At 37.3% G+C, this 17,261-nt stretch carries 16 protein-coding genes and 1 riboswitch; of the genes, 4 read left to right on the top strand and 12 right to left on the bottom strand.

The window, feature by feature from the left end:
* Positions 1-2: 2 nt before the first annotated feature.
* The gene (locus BM179_RS07250) at positions 3-1,055 is read right to left on the bottom strand and encodes a TerC/Alx family metal homeostasis membrane protein (RefSeq protein ID WP_092014460.1); all 1,053 of its coding nucleotides are present in this window, start codon (positions 1,053-1,055) and stop codon (positions 3-5) included.
* Between the two features lie 275 nt (positions 1,056-1,330).
* On the opposite strand from BM179_RS07250, the gene BM179_RS07245 reads away from it, so the two are divergent.
* Positions 1,331-2,068, top strand: coding sequence for a glycosyltransferase family 2 protein (locus tag BM179_RS07245; protein WP_092014457.1), 738 nt, complete (start codon positions 1,331-1,333; stop codon positions 2,066-2,068).
* Between the two features lie 49 nt (positions 2,069-2,117).
* On the opposite strand, the gene eutC is transcribed toward BM179_RS07245, so the two are convergent.
* Entirely contained in the window at positions 2,118-2,870 is a 753-nt protein-coding gene (gene eutC, locus BM179_RS07240) for an ethanolamine ammonia-lyase subunit EutC (RefSeq protein WP_092014454.1), read from the bottom strand.
* Positions 2,871-3,009: 139 nt separating this feature from the next.
* Between eutC and BM179_RS07235 the strand changes: the two genes are divergently transcribed.
* Positions 3,010-3,294 carry a putative quinol monooxygenase gene (locus BM179_RS07235; protein WP_092014451.1) on the top strand — a complete coding sequence of 95 codons (285 nt, stop codon included), beginning with the start codon at positions 3,010-3,012 and terminating at the stop codon, positions 3,292-3,294.
* 376 nt (positions 3,295-3,670) lie between these two features.
* Positions 3,671-4,921, top strand: a complete 1,251-nt coding sequence (locus BM179_RS07230; protein ID WP_092014448.1) for a metal-dependent hydrolase family protein — start codon at positions 3,671-3,673, stop codon at positions 4,919-4,921.
* A gap of 8 nt (positions 4,922-4,929) precedes the next feature.
* On the opposite strand, the gene BM179_RS07225 is transcribed toward BM179_RS07230, so the two are convergent.
* Genes BM179_RS07225 through BM179_RS07215 form a run of 3 tightly spaced genes read right to left on the bottom strand, consistent with a single transcriptional unit; the run spans position 4,930 to position 7,609 of the window.
* A complete protein-coding gene (locus BM179_RS07225; protein ID WP_092014445.1) occupies positions 4,930-5,412 on the bottom strand; it encodes a PIN domain-containing protein in 483 nt (160 codons plus the stop codon).
* On the bottom strand, positions 5,409-6,182 hold the full coding sequence (locus BM179_RS07220; protein WP_092014443.1) for a hypothetical protein: 774 nt from the start codon (positions 6,180-6,182) through the stop codon (positions 5,409-5,411). Before BM179_RS07220 ends, BM179_RS07225 begins: the two co-directional genes overlap by 4 nt.
* Positions 6,183-6,232: 50 nt before the next feature.
* Positions 6,233-7,609 (bottom strand): ethanolamine ammonia-lyase subunit EutB, encoded by a 1,377-nt coding sequence (locus tag BM179_RS07215; protein ID WP_092014440.1) that lies wholly within the window; start codon positions 7,607-7,609, stop codon positions 6,233-6,235.
* A gap of 100 nt (positions 7,610-7,709) precedes the next feature.
* Here BM179_RS07215 and BM179_RS07210 point away from each other — a divergent pair, with 100 nt between their 5' ends.
* The gene (locus BM179_RS07210; RefSeq protein WP_092014437.1) at positions 7,710-8,402 is read left to right on the top strand and encodes a sulfite oxidase-like oxidoreductase; all 693 of its coding nucleotides are present in this window, start codon (positions 7,710-7,712) and stop codon (positions 8,400-8,402) included.
* A gap of 41 nt (positions 8,403-8,443) precedes the next feature.
* Here the strand turns inward: BM179_RS07210 and BM179_RS07205 are convergent, their stop codons facing one another.
* The 7 genes from BM179_RS07205 to BM179_RS07175 all read right to left on the bottom strand — a co-directional run bounded on the left by BM179_RS07205 (position 8,444) and on the right by BM179_RS07175 (position 17,065).
* Positions 8,444-10,864 carry a TonB-dependent receptor gene (locus BM179_RS07205; RefSeq protein WP_092014434.1) on the bottom strand — a complete coding sequence of 807 codons (2,421 nt, stop codon included), beginning with the start codon at positions 10,862-10,864 and terminating at the stop codon, positions 8,444-8,446.
* Positions 10,865-10,979: 115 nt separating this feature from the next.
* Positions 10,980-11,076: riboswitch (TPP riboswitch) on the bottom strand.
* A 388-nt stretch (positions 11,077-11,464) separates the two neighbouring features.
* Complete coding sequence (locus BM179_RS07200) at positions 11,465-12,439, bottom strand: AAA family ATPase (RefSeq protein ID WP_092014431.1); 975 nt, start codon at positions 12,437-12,439, stop codon at positions 11,465-11,467.
* 27 nt (positions 12,440-12,466) lie between these two features.
* Positions 12,467-13,696, bottom strand: a complete 1,230-nt coding sequence (locus BM179_RS07195) for a DUF4350 domain-containing protein (protein WP_092014428.1) — start codon at positions 13,694-13,696, stop codon at positions 12,467-12,469.
* Between the two features lie 47 nt (positions 13,697-13,743).
* Positions 13,744-14,295: a hypothetical protein gene (locus BM179_RS07190; RefSeq protein ID WP_092014426.1), complete on the bottom strand. Its 552-nt coding sequence runs from the start codon at positions 14,293-14,295 to the stop codon at positions 13,744-13,746.
* A 68-nt stretch (positions 14,296-14,363) separates the two neighbouring features.
* Positions 14,364-15,122: a DUF4129 domain-containing protein gene (locus tag BM179_RS07185; protein WP_092014423.1), complete on the bottom strand. Its 759-nt coding sequence runs from the start codon at positions 15,120-15,122 to the stop codon at positions 14,364-14,366.
* Positions 15,103-16,119: a hypothetical protein gene (locus BM179_RS07180; RefSeq protein ID WP_092014420.1), complete on the bottom strand. Its 1,017-nt coding sequence runs from the start codon at positions 16,117-16,119 to the stop codon at positions 15,103-15,105. The genes BM179_RS07185 and BM179_RS07180 overlap by 20 nt, the downstream gene beginning before the upstream one ends.
* Positions 16,109-17,065, bottom strand: a complete 957-nt coding sequence (locus BM179_RS07175; RefSeq protein ID WP_092014417.1) for a stage II sporulation protein M — start codon at positions 17,063-17,065, stop codon at positions 16,109-16,111. The genes BM179_RS07180 and BM179_RS07175 overlap by 11 nt, the downstream gene beginning before the upstream one ends.
* Positions 17,066-17,261 lie beyond the last annotated feature (196 nt).

Here is a 17,261-nt window from a genome sequence, read left to right as displayed (position 1 = left end):
TTCTAAAGTTCTTTCTTGGGAAACAACAAACTTGCCCCAATACTAACGCCTAAAATACCGATAATGACATATAAAGAATGAATAGTTGTAAATCCAAATGCTTCAAGATAATGGTGAGCCAGCATTTTGATTCCGATAAACGTCAATAATACTGCTAAGCCAATCTTTAAAAAGCGGAACATCCCCATAATACTGCTCAGGAAGAAAAACATCGAACGTAACCCCATTACTGCGAAAACATTGGAAAAGAAGACGATGTAAGGGTCTTTGGTAATAGAAAAAATAGCAGGAATAGAATCCACTGCGAAAACAAGGTCTGTAAAGGCAATTACGATTACCACGACAAATAAAGGGGTAATAAATAATTTACCGGCCTTATTTTTAACAAAGAAATGGTCAATGACATTTCTTTTATAGACATTCATGTATTTTGATACAAATTTTACAACCGGATGCCTGGCCGGTTCAATTTTTTCATCTTCATCATCTCCGAAAAAGAGTTTAATTCCTGTATAAACCAGAAATGCGCCGAATATGAAAACAATCCATTCAAACCTTTGAAGTAAGGCAGAACCTACGAAAATAAAGACAAAACGAAGGATAATTGCTCCTAAAATCCCCCATACAAGGATTTTTTTATAGAATTTCCGGTGAACACCGAAGGAGTTAAGTATCAGAATAAATACAAAAATATTATCTGCTGAAAGAGAATATTCAACCAGATAACCTGTAATGTATTCCAACGACATATTATTTTGAAAAATCTGCAAATTCTCTGCAAACGATGCACCATTTAGTTTGAGATGTCTGGCATAGAGGTTTTTAACTTCAGTAAGGCGTTCAGTTGTTTCTATTCCATGTACCAGATAACCATATTTACTGATAAAAAAGTAAAAAGCGATTGAAAGTAAAACCCATATTCCACTCCATATTCCAGCTTCTTTGAATGAGACTTCGTGGCTTTTTTTTCTGGAAAAAGCACCTAAATCAAGCAACATTACCAGCATTACAAATAAGGCAAACCCTGCAAAAAAGATTGTTTCGTTTGAAAACATAATTAAATTTTTCTAATTTTTTATTTACTTTTTATGGAATATTAAGCCGGAAACTATGTATTTTCAGTTCTCAGCTATTCAATTACCGGACAAACTCATTTTTTTTTGTACTTTTGAGGAATAAATAGTTCAAATCTTTTCGAAGATTTTATTCCGGATATTTTTCTCCCCGCTAACACAAATTACGGAAAGTCTTTTCAAATTATAACATTTTATTAGATTTTAGTAAATCAGAATAAGCCGATACCGAATCAATATTTCCCTTAAACAGCTTTATGTATAATAATAAGAAAGTAATTGTTGTAATGCCCGCTTACAAAGCAGCTTTAACCCTTGAAAAGACCTATAAAGAAATTCCATTTGATTTAGTTGATGAAGTAATTCTGGTGGATGATCACAGCCCGGACAACACGGTTGAAGTAGCAAAATCACTTGGTATCAAACATGTTATCAGACATGATGTAAATAAAGGGTATGGAGGCAACCAGAAAACATGTTATACAAAAGCCCTTGAACTTGGCGGAGATATTGTGATTATGCTTCATCCCGACTACCAGTATACGCCTTTGCTGCTGACAGCAATGATTTCTATTATCGGGAACGGCCTGTATCCGGTAGTTTTTGGTTCCAGAATTTTAGGAAAAGGCGCCTTAAAAGGAGGAATGCCTATGTACAAATACATTGCAAACAGGTTTCTTACTTTTTTCCAGAATGTATTGCTAGGTCAGAAACTTTCAGAATACCATACCGGTTACAGGGCATTTTCTAAAGAAGTACTGGAAAAAACTCCTTTTCATAAATGTGACGATGATTTTGTTTTTGATAATGAGATGATTGCTCAGATCTTCTGGAAAGGTTTTGAAATTGCGGAAATTACCTGCCCGACTAAATACTTTGACGAAGCTTCTTCTATCAATTTTACGCGCAGTTCTAAATATGGTTTGGGAGTACTAAGAGTTTCCGTTCGTTACCGTTTAGCAAAATTAGGTATCGGCTGGAACCTGCTTTCTTAATCCAAATACAAATATCAGATTAACTGCATGAAATTATGATTTTGTGCAGTTAGTCCTCTATATACTGTCCTTCTTCCATCCCATCTTTTAAATTAACACCGCTGAGTTTCCTGCTTTTCATCTCGGTAAGTAAATAAAGAAGTTTCTGCATTGCGAAATCATAATTAAGACCCTCAGGCCGAATATTTGATATGCAATTTCTGCTTTCATCTGTCAGGCCAGCCTGAGGCTTAAAGGTTAAATAGGCTCCCATGCTATCAGGAGAACTTAGCCCTGGCCGCTCTCCGATAAAAATAACTACTATTTCTGCTTTCAGTAAAAAGGCGATTTCATCTCCAATGGCTACTCTTCCCTGTTTTACCAGACAAACAGGAGCAATTTTCCATGTTAATTTTTGCAGATGAGGTATGAGCTTTTCCAAAACAGGCAGGGCATGAGTATTAACCGCTTTAGCCGAAAGTCCGTCTGCAATCACAAAACAAATATCTGATTTGCCGGCTTCTCTGTTTTTTAAAAACGATCCCGAATCCTCATTTAGAAATCTTCCCCGGTCTGGTCTCTGTAAAAACTCCTGACGATTTTGTACCTTACTTTCCAGGAGGATGGTTTCCAGTAACAATTGGGTTTCGAGGGTATTCTTTAATAAATCTGTATCCAATTCGGAATATACAGCGTCACGGGCACGGGCATGATCTGCCTGAAATTTCAGTAATTCATTTGTTGGCAAACTATGTCCTGCTCGTCCGCGGGCTATACGGGCCGAGGTATAGTTCTGAAGAAAACTCCACTCGTCGTTCTGCATACTGAAATTCCTATTTATCTTTCTAAAATTGCCAAAGTGACACTTAGATTGGCTTTGCTTTCTTAAATTAGCTAATAATTTCCATCTTTTTATTTACCTTTAAAATTTTCAGCATATCATTTATAAACTCCTTGAAAAAATGTTAACACTCATTGCAAAAATCACAGCTAAAGCAGGAAAAGAAGAAGAAGCCAAAGCCGAATTAATAAAAATCGTTGCTCCGACTTTAGCAGAAGAAGGCTGTATTGAATATACGCTTCACCAATCAGCAGAAGATCCTAAATTGTTTTTCTTCTATGAAAACTGGGAAAGTAAAGAGCATTTAGCCAAACACTCTGTAAGTGCTCATATTACTGCATTCGGAGAAAAAGCAGGAGAATTACTGGAAGGTCCGGCAGAATTATATCCGATGTTAAAAGTTTAATTTTTGCAACCACATAGGAACATAGGACACATAGAGGAAATGTTATATCTGGATTTGTAACCACAATAGAAACATTGGACACATAGACGAAATGTTATATCTGGATTTGTAACCACAATAGAAACATTGGACACATAGACGAAATGTTATATCTGGATTTGTAACCACATAGGAACATTGGGCACATAGACGAAATGTTATATCTGGATTTGTAACCACATAGGAACATTGGGCACATAGACGAAATGTTATATCTGGATTTGTAACCACAATAGGAACATTGGACACATAGACGAAATGTTATATCTGGATTTGCAACCACATAGGAACATTGGGCACATAGAGAAAATGTTATCCGTTATTTATTCATCAACTTATGAGAATTTCTATCGTCGTTTTGATTATTGTTTTCTCTTTTCAATTATCGGCTCAGGATACACTTACGCTTCTTAAACCTGCCAGAGTTTTTGATGGGGAAATTCTGCATGAAAACTGGCAGGTTTTTGTCCGCAATAAGAAAATAGAAGCTGTCGGGGAAAAGCTTAATATCCCCGCAAATACTGAAATTATCAGTTTACCCAATACGACTTTATTACCGGGTCTGATTGAAGGCCATTCTCATTTACTTTTGCATCCTTACAATGAGGTTAGCTGGGACGACCAGGTATTGAAAGAATCTCATGCTGAACGGATTATCAGAGCAGCTTTACATGCTCAAAAAACGTTATTGGCAGGATTTACTACAGTCAGAGATCTGGGAACAGAAGGTTCCGGTTATGACGATGTCGGCTTGAAACAATCTATTGAAAAAGGAATCATTCCCGGTCCGAGAATGATTGTGGCCGGAAGAGCACTGGTAGCAACCGGAAGTTACGGGCCTAAAGGATTTCATGCTGAAATCTCAGTACCACAAGGTGCGGAGGAAGCCGACGGGATCGATAATCTCAGTAAAGCTGTCAGGACCCAGATTGGAAAAGGGGCAGATGTGATAAAAATTTATGCCGATTATCGCTGGGGATTAATGAAAGAAGCGCAACCAACTTTTCTTGAGTCAGAAATCAAATTAGTAGTTGATATTGCGAAAAGCAGCGGAAGAGACGTGGTTGCCCATTCCTCTACGCCAGAAGGAATGAAAAGAGCCATTATGGCAGGCGTCAAAACCATTGAACATGGTGATGGGGCTACTTCAGAAGTATTTCGTTTGATGAAAGAGAAAAACGTATGTTATTGTCCTACTATTGCCGCAGGTGACGCCACTTCTCAGTATAAAGGCTGGAAAAAAGGAACAGAACCGGAGCCGGAAAGAATTCAGCAAAAAAGGAAAAGCTTTAAAATGGCTCTTGATGAAGGAGTGCAGATTTGTATGGGTGGAGATGTTGGCGTATTTCCTCATGGAGAAAATGTCCGGGAAATGGAATTGATGGCGGAGTATGGCATGAAACCTCAGGAAGTGCTGCGATCAGCTACCTCTGTAAATGCTGATTTTTTCAGGCTAAAAAACCTGGGAAAAATTAAGTCCGGTTATTTAGCAGATATAATTGCTGTGGAAGGAAACCCTGTTCTTAATATTTCTGACCTCAGAAAGGTAAAATTTGTGATGAAGGACGGGATTATTTTTAAGAAGTAATTTAACTATTAAAATAAAACACCAAATTGTTCATTATAAGGTCTCCTGATATTCATAATTTCAAAATTCACAGAGGTGTTTTTTCTGATCGCTTTATACATATTTTCGCATGCTGAATCAGATGTTACAAAATATGAGATTGTTTCATCAATATCGGCCTGTGCAAATAGTTTAATATCATTTGGAATAATCCGCCTGTCAGTAATATTGATATTACCACTCTTTTTCTCTTCAAAAGCCAAACTGCCAAACAATCCTGCTTTTTCGGCATGGTTAATATTAAAAGGCAAAATCTGCAGATTATTCAGTGGTAATTCATCAATAGTCCCTTTTATGCAATATTCTGCAATACTGATTGTAGAGCACTTTAATATGTAATTATTTGACAGAAAGTATCTGTAATAATCCAATGCGTTTTCATGCAGGAGATCGTCCTCATTCAATAATCTGATAAAAAAGCTTGTATCTAATAGTACTGTATTTATCTTCATATCTCTCCCCTGATTTGATTTAACCATGCATCTGCATCATTTACCCCAGACCAGCTTTTTGTAGCTTTTTTGATTAGTTTGTTGATGTAGTCTTCCCTGAATGAAGGATTATAATCTATTATCTCAAGCAGTTTCAGGTTTTGTTTATCAATTTCTCCTGACTTTATATTCTGTTTTCCAATTGCCCTTATTCCAAAGCTTTTGTACAAAGGATTAGACTGATAATCTGACAACATCTCTTTTGTTGCTTCAATTTTCAAGGTACCATATTCTTTGGTATCTATATGGACATTGACATCTCTTTTTCCTCCAAGATCAATAATAATTCCATAAAAATATAACTCAGCATCTACCCAAACATCCTGTGTTCTCTGGAAACTGGTATCTTTACTGATATAAAGTTTGCTGGAATCGGCTACTGAAGTCGATATTTCAAAAGAAATATTCTGTTTTAATGCACTTTCCTGAAAATATTCAAATGCTTTCGCTGTAGGAGCTTCAAGAAAATCTATCGACTTAGTAATATTCACCTGAAACAATAAAGCATTAAATCCAAGAATAGCCTGTGTGGAAGTTTTAATTATATGTTTTACTGAGCCTGGTTTTATTTCATAGCTCATTAGCGGACGACCCTTCTTTTCCGGAAATAATAAACTTTCAACATTCTGTAAAACGGCAATAATATCTCTGATATCATAAATATCAGGATGAAGTTCAATATTTCCTTTTGAACCTAAAACTCTTATTTCTATGTAACCAGTATTTTCCATCCAGTTGCAAATTAGTACAATTTCCTTGCCTATCACAAATCATTCTTTCACTATAACATTCCCTCAAGCAATAAATGTTTGACGCTTACAGGTTTTAGTTTCATACTTTCATCAAAAATATTCATTCTCATCAGCCATTCTTCAAATTCAGGTGAAGGTCTTAGTCCTAACAGATGACGAATATACAAGGCATCATGAAAAGAAGTACTTTGATAATGCAACATCACATCATCAGCCCCGGGTACACCCATGATAAAGGTACACCCGGCAGCAGCGAGTAATGTCAATAAAGAATCCATATCATCCTGATCTGCTTCAGCATGATTGGTATAACACACATCTACTCCCATGGGCAAACCAAGCAGTTTCCCACAAAAGTGGTCTTCCAATCCTGCCCGTATGATTTGCTTTCCGTCATAAAGATATTCAGGACCAATAAACCCTACTACTGTATTCACTAACAAAGGATTAAATTGTCTTGCAATAGCGTAAGCCCGGGTCTCACAGGTTTGCTGGTCGAGTCCATGATGAGCATTTGCTGACAAAGCGGAGCCTTGCCCTGTCTCAAAATACATAAGGTTATTTCCTATTTTACCACGATTTAACGAAAGACCCGCCTCATATCCTTCTTTCAAAATTCCAAGATTTACGCCAAAAGAGGTATTTGTAGCTTCAGTTCCTCCTATTGACTGAAAAACCAGATCAACCGGAGCTTTCTGCTCTATTGCCTGAATGGTTGTCGTAATATGACTAAGCACGCAGGACTGCGTGGGAATATCAAACTTTTCCCTGATAGAATCCATCATTTCCAGCAGCTTAATTACAGTCGGTATATTATCTGTTGCAGGATTTATTCCGATTACGGCATCCCCGTTTCCATAAAATAATCCATCAATAATACTGGCTCCGATTCCCCGGAAATCATCTGTGGGATGATTGGGTTGAAGTCGTGTGGAAAAATGTCCTTTCTTTCCAATGGTGTTTCTGAATCTGGTAATTACTTCGCATTTAGACCCGACTGTTATCAAATCCTGATTTCTCATAATTTTGCTGACTGCGGCTACCATTTCGGGAGTTAATCCGTTCCGGATAGAAGCAATTTTAGCGGAATCAGTTGTTTCGAGCAACAAAAAATTTCTGAAGTCTCCCACTGTAAGATGGCTGATCCCACTGAAAGCCTTTTCGTCATGCGTATCAAATATCAAACGGGTAACTTCATCTTTTTCATAGGGTATCAGGGCTATATTCAGAAAAGTCTTCAGTGGAATATCAGACAAAGCCATTTGGGCTGCCACCCTTTCCTGAGCACTGCCTGCTGCCACTCCGGCCAATTCATCCCCCGAACGTTTCGGACTTGCTTTAGCCATCAGCGTTTTTAAGTCGGGAAAATGATATACTCTGTTGTGTACCGTATGTTGAAAAGTCATAAATTGTCCTTAAATTAATCTTATCCGGCTCTTAATCCTTACAAAATTTATGAACTTTTAGCCTATTTTGGTGTTCTTTGGATGTAATAATTTCAGACTTATGGAAGAATCAGAAAAATTAGAAAGGATTATTGAGGCACGGATGAAGCTGAAAGCCCGCTTTGAGGAAAAGATCAAACTGACCCCTTCTGTTTCTGATGACAGACCAATGGGCGTTGGTAAAACAAACAGACATGGAATGCCAAATACTCCGACGGGTCAGACAATCACTCAAAAATGGCCGGTTCTGGACTTAGGATATCAGCCGGATGTATCACTGGATCGCTGGCGTTTGATTATAGACGGAGAGGTTGAAAATCCTGTCAGACTTACCTGGGATGAATTTATGGCTTTGCCGCAAACCGATGATACTTCCGATTTTCATTGCGTCACCACCTGGTCAAAACTGAATATGGAATGGAAGGGTGTAAGATTATTAGATCTTGCGGCCTTAGTGCAACCTAAAGAAACTGCTTCGCATATCATGTGTTACGGTTATGACACCTATACAACCAATGTTTCTATGGAAGAAGCTTTGAAACCGGATGTTCTATTAGTTCATACGTTTGACGGGAAACCTCTGGCTAAAGAACATGGTGGTCCTGTAAGAATGATTACGCCGCAGTTATATGCCTGGAAGGGGTCAAAATGGATTAAAAGAATTGAATTTCTCCCGCAAAACAAACTGGGTTTCTGGGAAGAAAGAGGTTACTCCAACACAGCCTATCCCTGGAGAAATGACAGATATAGCTGACAAACAGGCCATGAATTTATGGCCTGTTTGTCAGTCAGATTTTAAAACTTCAAGCTAATTCCAAATAGTACATTTGTTCCGGCCTGAGGGAAATAGAAGTTTTCTGTAGCAACTTTCCCTTCATAAATATAGCTGTATGAGTAACCATTCGACTCATATAGAGTATTAAATACATTATTTACCAATGCCGTCAGCGTTACGTTTTTAAGCGCTTTTCCTTTCAGGCTATAAATCGCACGAATGTCATTGGTAAAATATGAATTCAGTTTTCTTGATTCATTGGTCGTATTATCAAGATATTGTTTTCCAACGTATTTAGAAAGTAATCCAAACTCAAGCCCTTTTAACGGAGTATATAAAATCTGTGACCCCAAAATTACATTTGGCGAAAAAGAGATATCTGTTTCCGCATATTTATTCTCCTTTTCCACACCACCATCATCATAATTCGGCAACGTTTCGGTAAAGTTTTTAATCTTATTTTTAGAGAAAGTAGCATTGGCATTAATTTTCAAAGTACTGGTCAGCTGAGCACCAGCCTCAACTTCAATACCCAAACGATAACTTTCCGGTACATTCAATCTGATAGCCTCTCCTACGTCATTCACTTTTCCGGTTAATACTAATTGATTGGTATAATCCATGTAATAACCATTCAGTCCGAAAGCGAATTTACCTCTTTGCAGCTTATATCCTAATTCCACATCCCCAAGCTTTTCAGCCAAAGGGCGTTTTGGCGTATTATCAATGAAATCCTGACGACTTGGTTCCTTATTTCCAATGCTGTACGAAGCATAAACATGGCTAAAAGCATCCAGATCTAATGTCAGACCAAATTTTGGATTAAAAAACTGATACTCTGAACTTTGTGTTATATCCTGTCGATCTTTTGCCGTACCCTTCATGTCATAAGCGATAAAACGACCTTGCAAATCCACAAAAGCATTCAATACTTCCGCAAGCTGGTAGTTTATTTTTGCATAAATATTGAAGTCCGTTTTCTTAGAATTGCTCTCATACCAGCGATAACCGATATTACTGGCAGAAGCATATTTCGCCCAGATAATCTCTCCGTAATGATTTCCATTATATTTATTCCAGCCTCCTCCAATTGTGGCAGAAAGCTTCCTGAAACTCTGATAATCAAGCGAGAAAGTTGTTCCGTAAAAATCATTATCCAGCCATTTTCTACGAATCAGGTCTGTTGATTTTATCGTTGAATCCTTAATTTGAATATCTGGTAGTCCGTAACCTGAGAATTTCTGATTTTCCTTATATTCTTCATAATAACCTTTTCCTTTGGTATAATGTAAATTGACATTGAAAGTCAGATTAGGAGAAAGAGTATGTGAAGTAAGTAATTGATAATGATCCTGTTGATAATTATCAGTCTGGTTACTGTAAGTAAAAGAGTTATAGGTCCGGTCAGTAGCAAGCAGGTATTCAGGCACACCATTCCATGATTGATATGTTTTTTCTGTTCCGGAGAAAACATTCAGTCTCACAAATGATTTCTTACCAAAATACGCACCTGAAAGGTAAAATGATTTTAAGTCAGAAGAAGCACGATCTACATAGCCATCCGAAGTGATTTTTGAGAGACGGGCATCAAATGTAAATTTGTCATTAATTAAACCTGAACCAACTGAAACGGTATTTTTTATAGTTTTAAATGATCCTATTGAAGAATTAATTTGCGCATAAGCCTCTTTTTTCAGGTCGTTGGTTTGCAGATTGACAGACCCTCCGAACGCTCCGGCACCATTTGTTGACGTTCCAACACCTCTTTGGATTTGCACAGAACTCGTAGAACTGGCAATATCCGGCATATTTACCCAATATAAACCCTGAGATTCTGAGTCGTTCATGGGAATACCGTTGACTGTTACATTGATACGGGTAGCATCGGTTCCACGTATTCTGATTCCAGTATAGCCAACTCCTGCTCCTGCATCTGAAGTGGTAACCAATGAGGTTGCGAAATTGAGCAATTGAGGAATATCCTGTCCTACATTTTGTTTTTGGAGGTCTTCCCTGCTAACATTTGAATAAGCCATTCCTGATTTTTCATTGGCTCTCGTAGCATTTACGACTACCTCATCCGCTACAAATGTGGATCTTTTCAGAACGACTTCAAGCCTTACATCCTGATTAAGGTCTATATTTTTCTGGAATTTTTCAAACCCTAAAAAGGTGATTTTTATTGAATAATTACCTTTTTTGAGGCCTTTCAAAACGAACTCACCATGCGTATTACCAACAGTTCCTCTCAGGGAATTTTCCAGCACAACAGTAGCTCCCGGAAGTGGTTTTCCATCTTCGGCATCTGTGATTTTTCCGGTAATTTGAAATTGGGAATATCCCGAGAAGGAAAGAAAGAAGAGCGAAATCAGGCAAAAAAACGTACGAATTCCAAATATTGGATTCCGTAATGATAAGAAATTGGTCGTAAAATTTTCCATGAGATGAAAGCTTCAACGACAGGTAAAGGAGTCAAATCCCGTCCGATTTAACAATTTTTATAATCCCTAATACATTGATTAATTCTCTAATTTGAAGTTTTTTATTCCGGATTGGATTCTTCAAATTCAAAAATCCCTTCGACGGCATTACCCGCATCAGGTTCAATGGGTATAATCTCAGCCTGTAATTTTAGGCACCCCTTTTTGTGATTGTTTGACAAAGGTACGTTCTAAAGAGATTCGATGCAAGAAACCTTGTAACCACATAGACTCATAGGGCACATAGAAGAATATAAGACATGCAGAAATATTTGTAACCACATGTTCTCATAGGGCAGAACATAAGATAGGTAGAAATGTTTGTAACCACATAGACATATAGGGCACATAGGGGAATATAAGATACGTAACACATAGAAGCATATGTCACACATCACATTGGCATGAGCGCAGGTGCATAGAATCAATATTTTTATTCATCCAAAATATCACACTCTAGTTAATCTTGCTTGCTATCATCTGTTTTTTGTCATGCATATGTAATATTTTCTATGTGTCCCATGCTTCTATGTGCCCTACATGTCTATGCGGTTGCAGCAACTACCTGGGTACTTCTATTTTTTGTAAAATCTGCGAAATTACATCATCTGCATTGGATCCTTCCATTTCTTTTTCAGGAGTCAGGATGATTCTGTGACGAAGTACTGAAGGTGTTAATTCCTGTACATCTTCCGGGGTAACAAAATCTCTTCCGCGAATAGCAGCCAATGCTTTGGAGGCATTTAACAGCGCTACAGATGCTCTTGGTGAGGCACCCAGGTATAAGAACTTCGAATTGCGAGTTTCCTGAATGATTTTAGCAATATATTCAAGTATTTTCGGCTCAATTTTCACCTGACGAACCTTTTCTCTTAAACCGGCAATTTGTTGGGCATTCAATACTTTATTGATTCGATCCAAAGGATTTTCATTCAATGCTGCTCTTGCATGACTTCCGTTCAAAATACTGATTTCTTCTTCAAAAGAAGGATACGCAATCACTATTTTAAAAAGAAAACGATCTAGCTGGGCTTCCGGCAAACGATATGTTCCTTCCTGCTCGATAGGGTTTTGTGTCGCAAGAATCATAAACGGGAAAGACATCTGATAAGAAATCCCCGCATTGGTGATCTGTCGTTCTTCCATAACCTCAAACAACGCTGATTGTGTTTTTGCAGGAGAACGGTTGATTTCATCAATCAGAACCAGATTGGAGAAAACCGGGCCTTTTCTAAATTCAAATTCGGAAGTTTTAGGATTAAAAACGGAAGTTCCCAATACATCTGCAGGCATTAAATCCGGTGTAAACTGGATCCTGCTGAAATTTACTTCAATCGTTTTAGCAAGTAATTTGGCTGTAAGCGTTTTAGCAACTCCCGGAACACCTTCTATCAAAACATGGCCGTCAGCAAAAATGGCTGTTAAAAGCAAATCAATCAGTTGCTGCTGGCCTACAATTACTTTGGCAACTTCAGCACGGATATTAGTAACGGCTTCGTGCAACTCACTCAGGTCAATTCTTGATTCAAATTCCATTAGTCGGGGGTGTTTAGTGGCTTAGCTTTATTTGCTGTTTTTATAAAAGCCTTCAATTCTTTCATTTAACGTCAAAAGTTCTTTCTCAGTAAGTTTTTCACTGACTGAAACCTTATCAATCTGATCAAATATTTCGTCAATCTCTGTAATACCTACTCCTGATTTAATAGAGAGCTCATTTCTGAAATCCTGATCCAGTTCAATGGTTCTGATAAAAAACTTAGTCCTTATAAATGCCAGAAAGTGTGAAATTTTCTTCCCGGCAATATTTTTATGATTATTGCTTTTAAAATACAACTGTCCAATAGTTTCCACAAATTCCAGGGAGGCATTTGCAGGGGCTTCAATTAATGGAATGATACGCTGACGTCGTTTAGCTTCGAAAACAACATACAAAAATAAACCGAAAATACTCAGATAATAAGCCCATCTTAATGCTGGCTGACTTACAATAAAACGCAATGGAGAATCATCATAGTCGGGAGAAGAAACATAACTCCTGGATTTTCCGATCTGCCGCATTTTCATATTCAGATGTATGATATTCACAAACTCATCCCAATGAGTTTCCTGTACGGGCAGGTAAGAAAGTGCTCTGAATGCGTATTCGGCATTTTTCCCTTTCACAAGATAATAATTGGTAAATGCAGCAGGTACCGAATGCAGATAGAAAAAACCTTTTCCAAACGGGATTCTGATAAAGTTGATATTTCCGGCACTGTTTCTACCTAAAACTGTAACTTTTGAGGAATCTTTCAGGCTGAACGAAACAGCGGCGCTCTGTAATGTCATTGGATAAGCAGTTTTACCCAATTGAGGATTTGAAAACGACAGACTCAGCGAATCTGTCAGTTTTTTCATAATAGCGTAATCTGTCTCTATATGCAGACTATCTCCCAGTTTTTCAAAACCTTCAGCCGCAATAAAAGCCTGATTTCCGGAACTGACATAATTCATAAGGCGGTTCAACCCTATTGAATCTGTTCTGAAAACCTGGTAAACATATAAATAATTACTCTTTCCGGGGTAAGGCTTCTCCACTCCCCGGCTATAAAACGGGACTTTTGAATCCGTTATTTTTTGATTCGGAAATACATCAGTCAGCAACTTATAAAGCAATTCACTACCATATGGGATCTTGTCCTTGTCAGAAAATGTCTGTGACCAGTCGGTAGGCTCAGGTCTGTACATTTCTACCAAAACAAAACCAACAATAGTCACTACCAGAATAATAAGGTAAGTTTTGGTTGATTTCAATAGTAATTCGCTTTAGAGTTGGAAAGATGTTTTAGAAACGGAAAAGTCTAGTCTTCTTCCGTTCCATCTTCGGTAGTGGTAATCATAGATTTGATTTTACCCTCTTCCATGTAAATATCCAAAAAAGAGTCACTTTGTCCAAACTGAACACTTACCGTAACCCAGTCCGGATTAAATTCGTCGATATCTCTGTTTTTAAATGATTTCGGGAAAAGTTTTTTCACTTTACTGGCATTGTCTCCAACTTTCAGATCAAGTTTATCAAGCATAAATCTGGCTGTTTTCAGTTCAAAACCGCTGAATGTTTCATTTACTACGAAAAGTATATCCTTATCATACACATATTCCTCATAAAAATCGGACTGATCTTCAATAGCATTCTCCTGTTTTCTGACAGAATCCGGTGAACCGAATTTCTCAAGGACTTTGCCATAATCTGACCCTAATTTTACACCGGAAACAGAAACTGTGTTAAATTGAAGTGTATCGTATAAAGACTCCTCCGGAGCAGCAGTATGTTTTGCCGGAATAAATGCGCAATATCCCAGAATAGTAAGAATGGCAAAAAGGCAAAATGTTGTTAATTGTGTTAATTTCATGGGGTTTAAAATCTCGGAGTTTCTATTATTTACAGTTAATCTTTTATGATAACTATATACTCCGGCAATTATTTCAGTTGTTTGCTAAAAGTTATAAATCTCTCTCTGATTCCTCCGAAAAGTAATTCATCAATAGGAAAATCACCGTACCAGGCGTATTCAAATTGTGAGGTAATCTCTTCAAAATCTGCCCTTATTACCGGCGACTTTAGTTCATAAACGTAATTCCTGTTTGTTTTATTGATTCGCCAGTCAATCATCTGCAAATCCGACAATTCTTTTAAAGATTTCAGGTAATACAACCGAACTGCCAGGCGATAATTTTTCTGAGCTATTGTTTTTTCAATATTTTCCTGAAAATCAATCAAATGTATATCTTCACCGAGTGCTTCATAAGGAATTTCGGCAGAGGCATTCTTTTTCCGCCAGAATCCTTCTATACCTACGCCAAGTAATTTTAAAACTACAAAAACAAACACAGCAGCTATAAAAATGTAGGCAAGTATTCTAAAGTCAAAACCAGATCCGGATCCTTCTCCGAAAAATTGAGAAAGCCATTTGAAAAACCTCAGTAAAAGACGATCAATCCAGGTTTCGGACTGAATTGTTTCGGTACCATACTTATAATCCTTTAGTTTCCTGAATGCCTCCAGGCGCGCTTCTGAAGGTTGTCTTATCAATACCTTAGACGTGTCAATCGCTAAATCTTTGGCCTCAACAGGAGTAACAAGACCATTAAACATTAGTCCGGAAAATAAGACAAATTTAACAGGTAACTTAATATTTTCTGTTTTGACCATAAATTTACTAATATTCTTCCTCTTCATTTCGATCAATCTTATTTAATCCGATTTCACTCACCTGTTTCAATAAACCTTTTCCCTCTTTCCGTTCGAGCAGATTAAAATACTGAAAAACCAATGATACGTAAATCGGGGCTATAAGTAAGGTACTCCCCAAAACAGAAACTACCGTAGAAAATATCATTATTAAATCTCCTGATTTTCCGCTTCCCATCAGTTTCAAACTACGAATCACGGGAATAATTACCGCAGGAATACCAAAAATTAAAGATGTAATCATTCTTATAACTGACATGATAAAGATCAGTCCGAAAGTTGACCACCATTTATTCTTAATCAGCACAAAAGCTCTTCTTATTGAAGCTCTGGCTCTGATATTCTCAAACGTCATGATAGAAGGAATTAAGGAAGTCGTAATTAAACAATACATCATGAATATCCCCATCAATAACACTACTACTCCACTAAGTATTCCAGTCAGAAACTTATTATCAAATATCAAGGTAAATCCCCAGATGATTACCCCTGATAAAGTAACCATGATTATATAAATGACTGAAACAATCAGTAAAGCTCTGCATATTGGCCAGAACCTGCCTTTAATTACCTCCCAAACTTCTCCTATTTCTGGCTGACGGTTTTGAGTTTTGTACGCATACAGATAAGATTGAACGGTTACAATCATTAATGCGCCGGCTATTATTGAAAATACAATCGTCAGGAAATATTCAATAGAAAAGAAATCAGCACCCTGCCTTCCAATGGTTTTAAAAATACGGTCCCAGGCATTCTGAGAGGTCTCTACAGAAACCGATTCATTTTTGGATGTGGAAATTTTAGAAAACACCTTTGTCTGATAAATTCCGGCAAAAATTCCCGAAAGCAGCACCAAAGGGCCTGTAAAACAAAGCAATGCCCAGAAAAAAGACTTAAAGTTCTGAATTACAAACGCAAAGGTTATATTGATTTTATCACTAAAATCACGCTCTTTCTCAAAAACTATTTCACTATTATTGCTCATTTTCTGAATACTTCCTGTGTAATTGAATAGGATAAAGGACAAAATACCAAATCATAAAAATTGCTGAGCCTCCGATAATCAGGCAGCTCATCACCGGGGGCAATGTTTTTCTAGTGATAAAACTTTCCAGAAAACCTGCCGCAATAAAAACAGGGACCAGGCCTATCGCTATTTTTAATCCTTGCCTGGCTCCTCTTTTAAAGGATTCCAAACGGGAGAATGTTTTAGGAAAAAGCAGGCTGTTTCCCATTACCAAACCAGCGCAGCCGGCAATTACAATAGCCGAAATTTCCAGTGTCCCATGAATCCAGATTGCCAGAACCGAAGGTAATCCTACATTTTTCTGAAAGAACATTGTTTGAAAAGTCCCTAACATGACTCCGTTTCTGAATAAAGCAAAGATCGTCAGTAAAGATCCTGTAACTCCTCCCACAAATTCAGTAAAAGCTACTTTAATATTATTGATAGTAATGGCAAAAAACATCGAAATCTCAGATTGGCTGTTATAAACCCCTGTAGGATTTCCTTTCGCAATGTTTTCCATGGTCATATCAACATAATCATCTCCTAAAATTAATCTTACAAAAGTATCGTCATTCAGCGTTGAGATGATTCCAATGACACAGGAGACAAAAAAAATGATAAAAGAATAGGCTAATTCTTTCTGAGAATTATAGAAAAGATAAGGCAGTTCTTCTTTCCAGAATAGAACAAACCGATTTCTTTTTTCCTTTTTATTAGCATAAATTCTGTTGAAAAAAGTGCTGGTTAGTCCGTTCAGATAAGATGTCGTAGGAGATTCGGGATAGAATGTTTTTGAATAGGCCAGGTCATCCGTTAATTCAATATACCTTTGAGACAACAAATCCGGGTTATCTGTCCGGCTGTCCTCTTCTATTTCCTTCCACTTTTCAAGATTCTGTTTTTTAAATAAAGCTTCCCGCATCTAAAGGTTTCAGGGTTTGACGTTTGTAGGTTTGCTATAAGAACCTTAATTTTAAGCAATATATTTGAAACTTAGCTAATTCGCAAAGAATTTAAGGAAAGAGCAGGACTTGAATAATCCGATTTATGTTAAAATCTGTTAACACGTAAATCCGGAAACTCCGAACTTTATCCGGGCAATTAATTTGTATAATTCA

Origin of the sequence: Pseudarcicella hirudinis (genome assembly GCF_900115665.1) — a bacterium.
Taxonomy (GTDB): Bacteria; Bacteroidota; Bacteroidia; order Cytophagales; family Spirosomataceae; genus Pseudarcicella; species Pseudarcicella hirudinis.
The sequence above is the reverse complement of the archived record's forward strand: the minus strand, read 5'-3'. Positions and strand labels throughout refer to the sequence as shown.

Excerpts from the sequence above, each read along its gene's own strand:
- BM179_RS07250 (WP_092014460.1), bottom strand. The coding sequence starts at position 1,055 with ATGTTTTCAAACGAAACAATCTTTTTTGCAGGGTTTGCCTTATTTGTA.
- BM179_RS07245 (WP_092014457.1), top strand. The coding sequence starts at position 1,331 with ATGTATAATAATAAGAAAGTAATTGTTGTAATGCCCGCTTACAAAGCA.
- eutC (WP_092014454.1), bottom strand. The coding sequence starts at position 2,870 with ATGCAGAACGACGAGTGGAGTTTTCTTCAGAACTATACCTCGGCCCGT.
- BM179_RS07235 (WP_092014451.1), top strand. The coding sequence starts at position 3,010 with ATGTTAACACTCATTGCAAAAATCACAGCTAAAGCAGGAAAAGAAGAA.
- BM179_RS07230 (WP_092014448.1), top strand. The coding sequence starts at position 3,671 with ATGAGAATTTCTATCGTCGTTTTGATTATTGTTTTCTCTTTTCAATTA.
- BM179_RS07225 (WP_092014445.1), bottom strand. The coding sequence starts at position 5,412 with ATGAAGATAAATACAGTACTATTAGATACAAGCTTTTTTATCAGATTA.
- BM179_RS07220 (WP_092014443.1), bottom strand. The coding sequence starts at position 6,182 with ATGGAAAATACTGGTTACATAGAAATAAGAGTTTTAGGTTCAAAAGGA.
- BM179_RS07215 (WP_092014440.1), bottom strand. The coding sequence starts at position 7,609 with ATGACTTTTCAACATACGGTACACAACAGAGTATATCATTTTCCCGAC.
- BM179_RS07210 (WP_092014437.1), top strand. The coding sequence starts at position 7,710 with ATGGAAGAATCAGAAAAATTAGAAAGGATTATTGAGGCACGGATGAAG.
- BM179_RS07205 (WP_092014434.1), bottom strand. The coding sequence starts at position 10,864 with ATGGAAAATTTTACGACCAATTTCTTATCATTACGGAATCCAATATTT.
- BM179_RS07200 (WP_092014431.1), bottom strand. The coding sequence starts at position 12,439 with ATGGAATTTGAATCAAGAATTGACCTGAGTGAGTTGCACGAAGCCGTT.
- BM179_RS07190 (WP_092014426.1), bottom strand. The coding sequence starts at position 14,295 with ATGAAATTAACACAATTAACAACATTTTGCCTTTTTGCCATTCTTACT.
- BM179_RS07185 (WP_092014423.1), bottom strand. The coding sequence starts at position 15,122 with ATGAAGAGGAAGAATATTAGTAAATTTATGGTCAAAACAGAAAATATT.
- BM179_RS07180 (WP_092014420.1), bottom strand. The coding sequence starts at position 16,119 with ATGAGCAATAATAGTGAAATAGTTTTTGAGAAAGAGCGTGATTTTAGT.
- BM179_RS07175 (WP_092014417.1), bottom strand. The coding sequence starts at position 17,065 with ATGCGGGAAGCTTTATTTAAAAAACAGAATCTTGAAAAGTGGAAGGAA.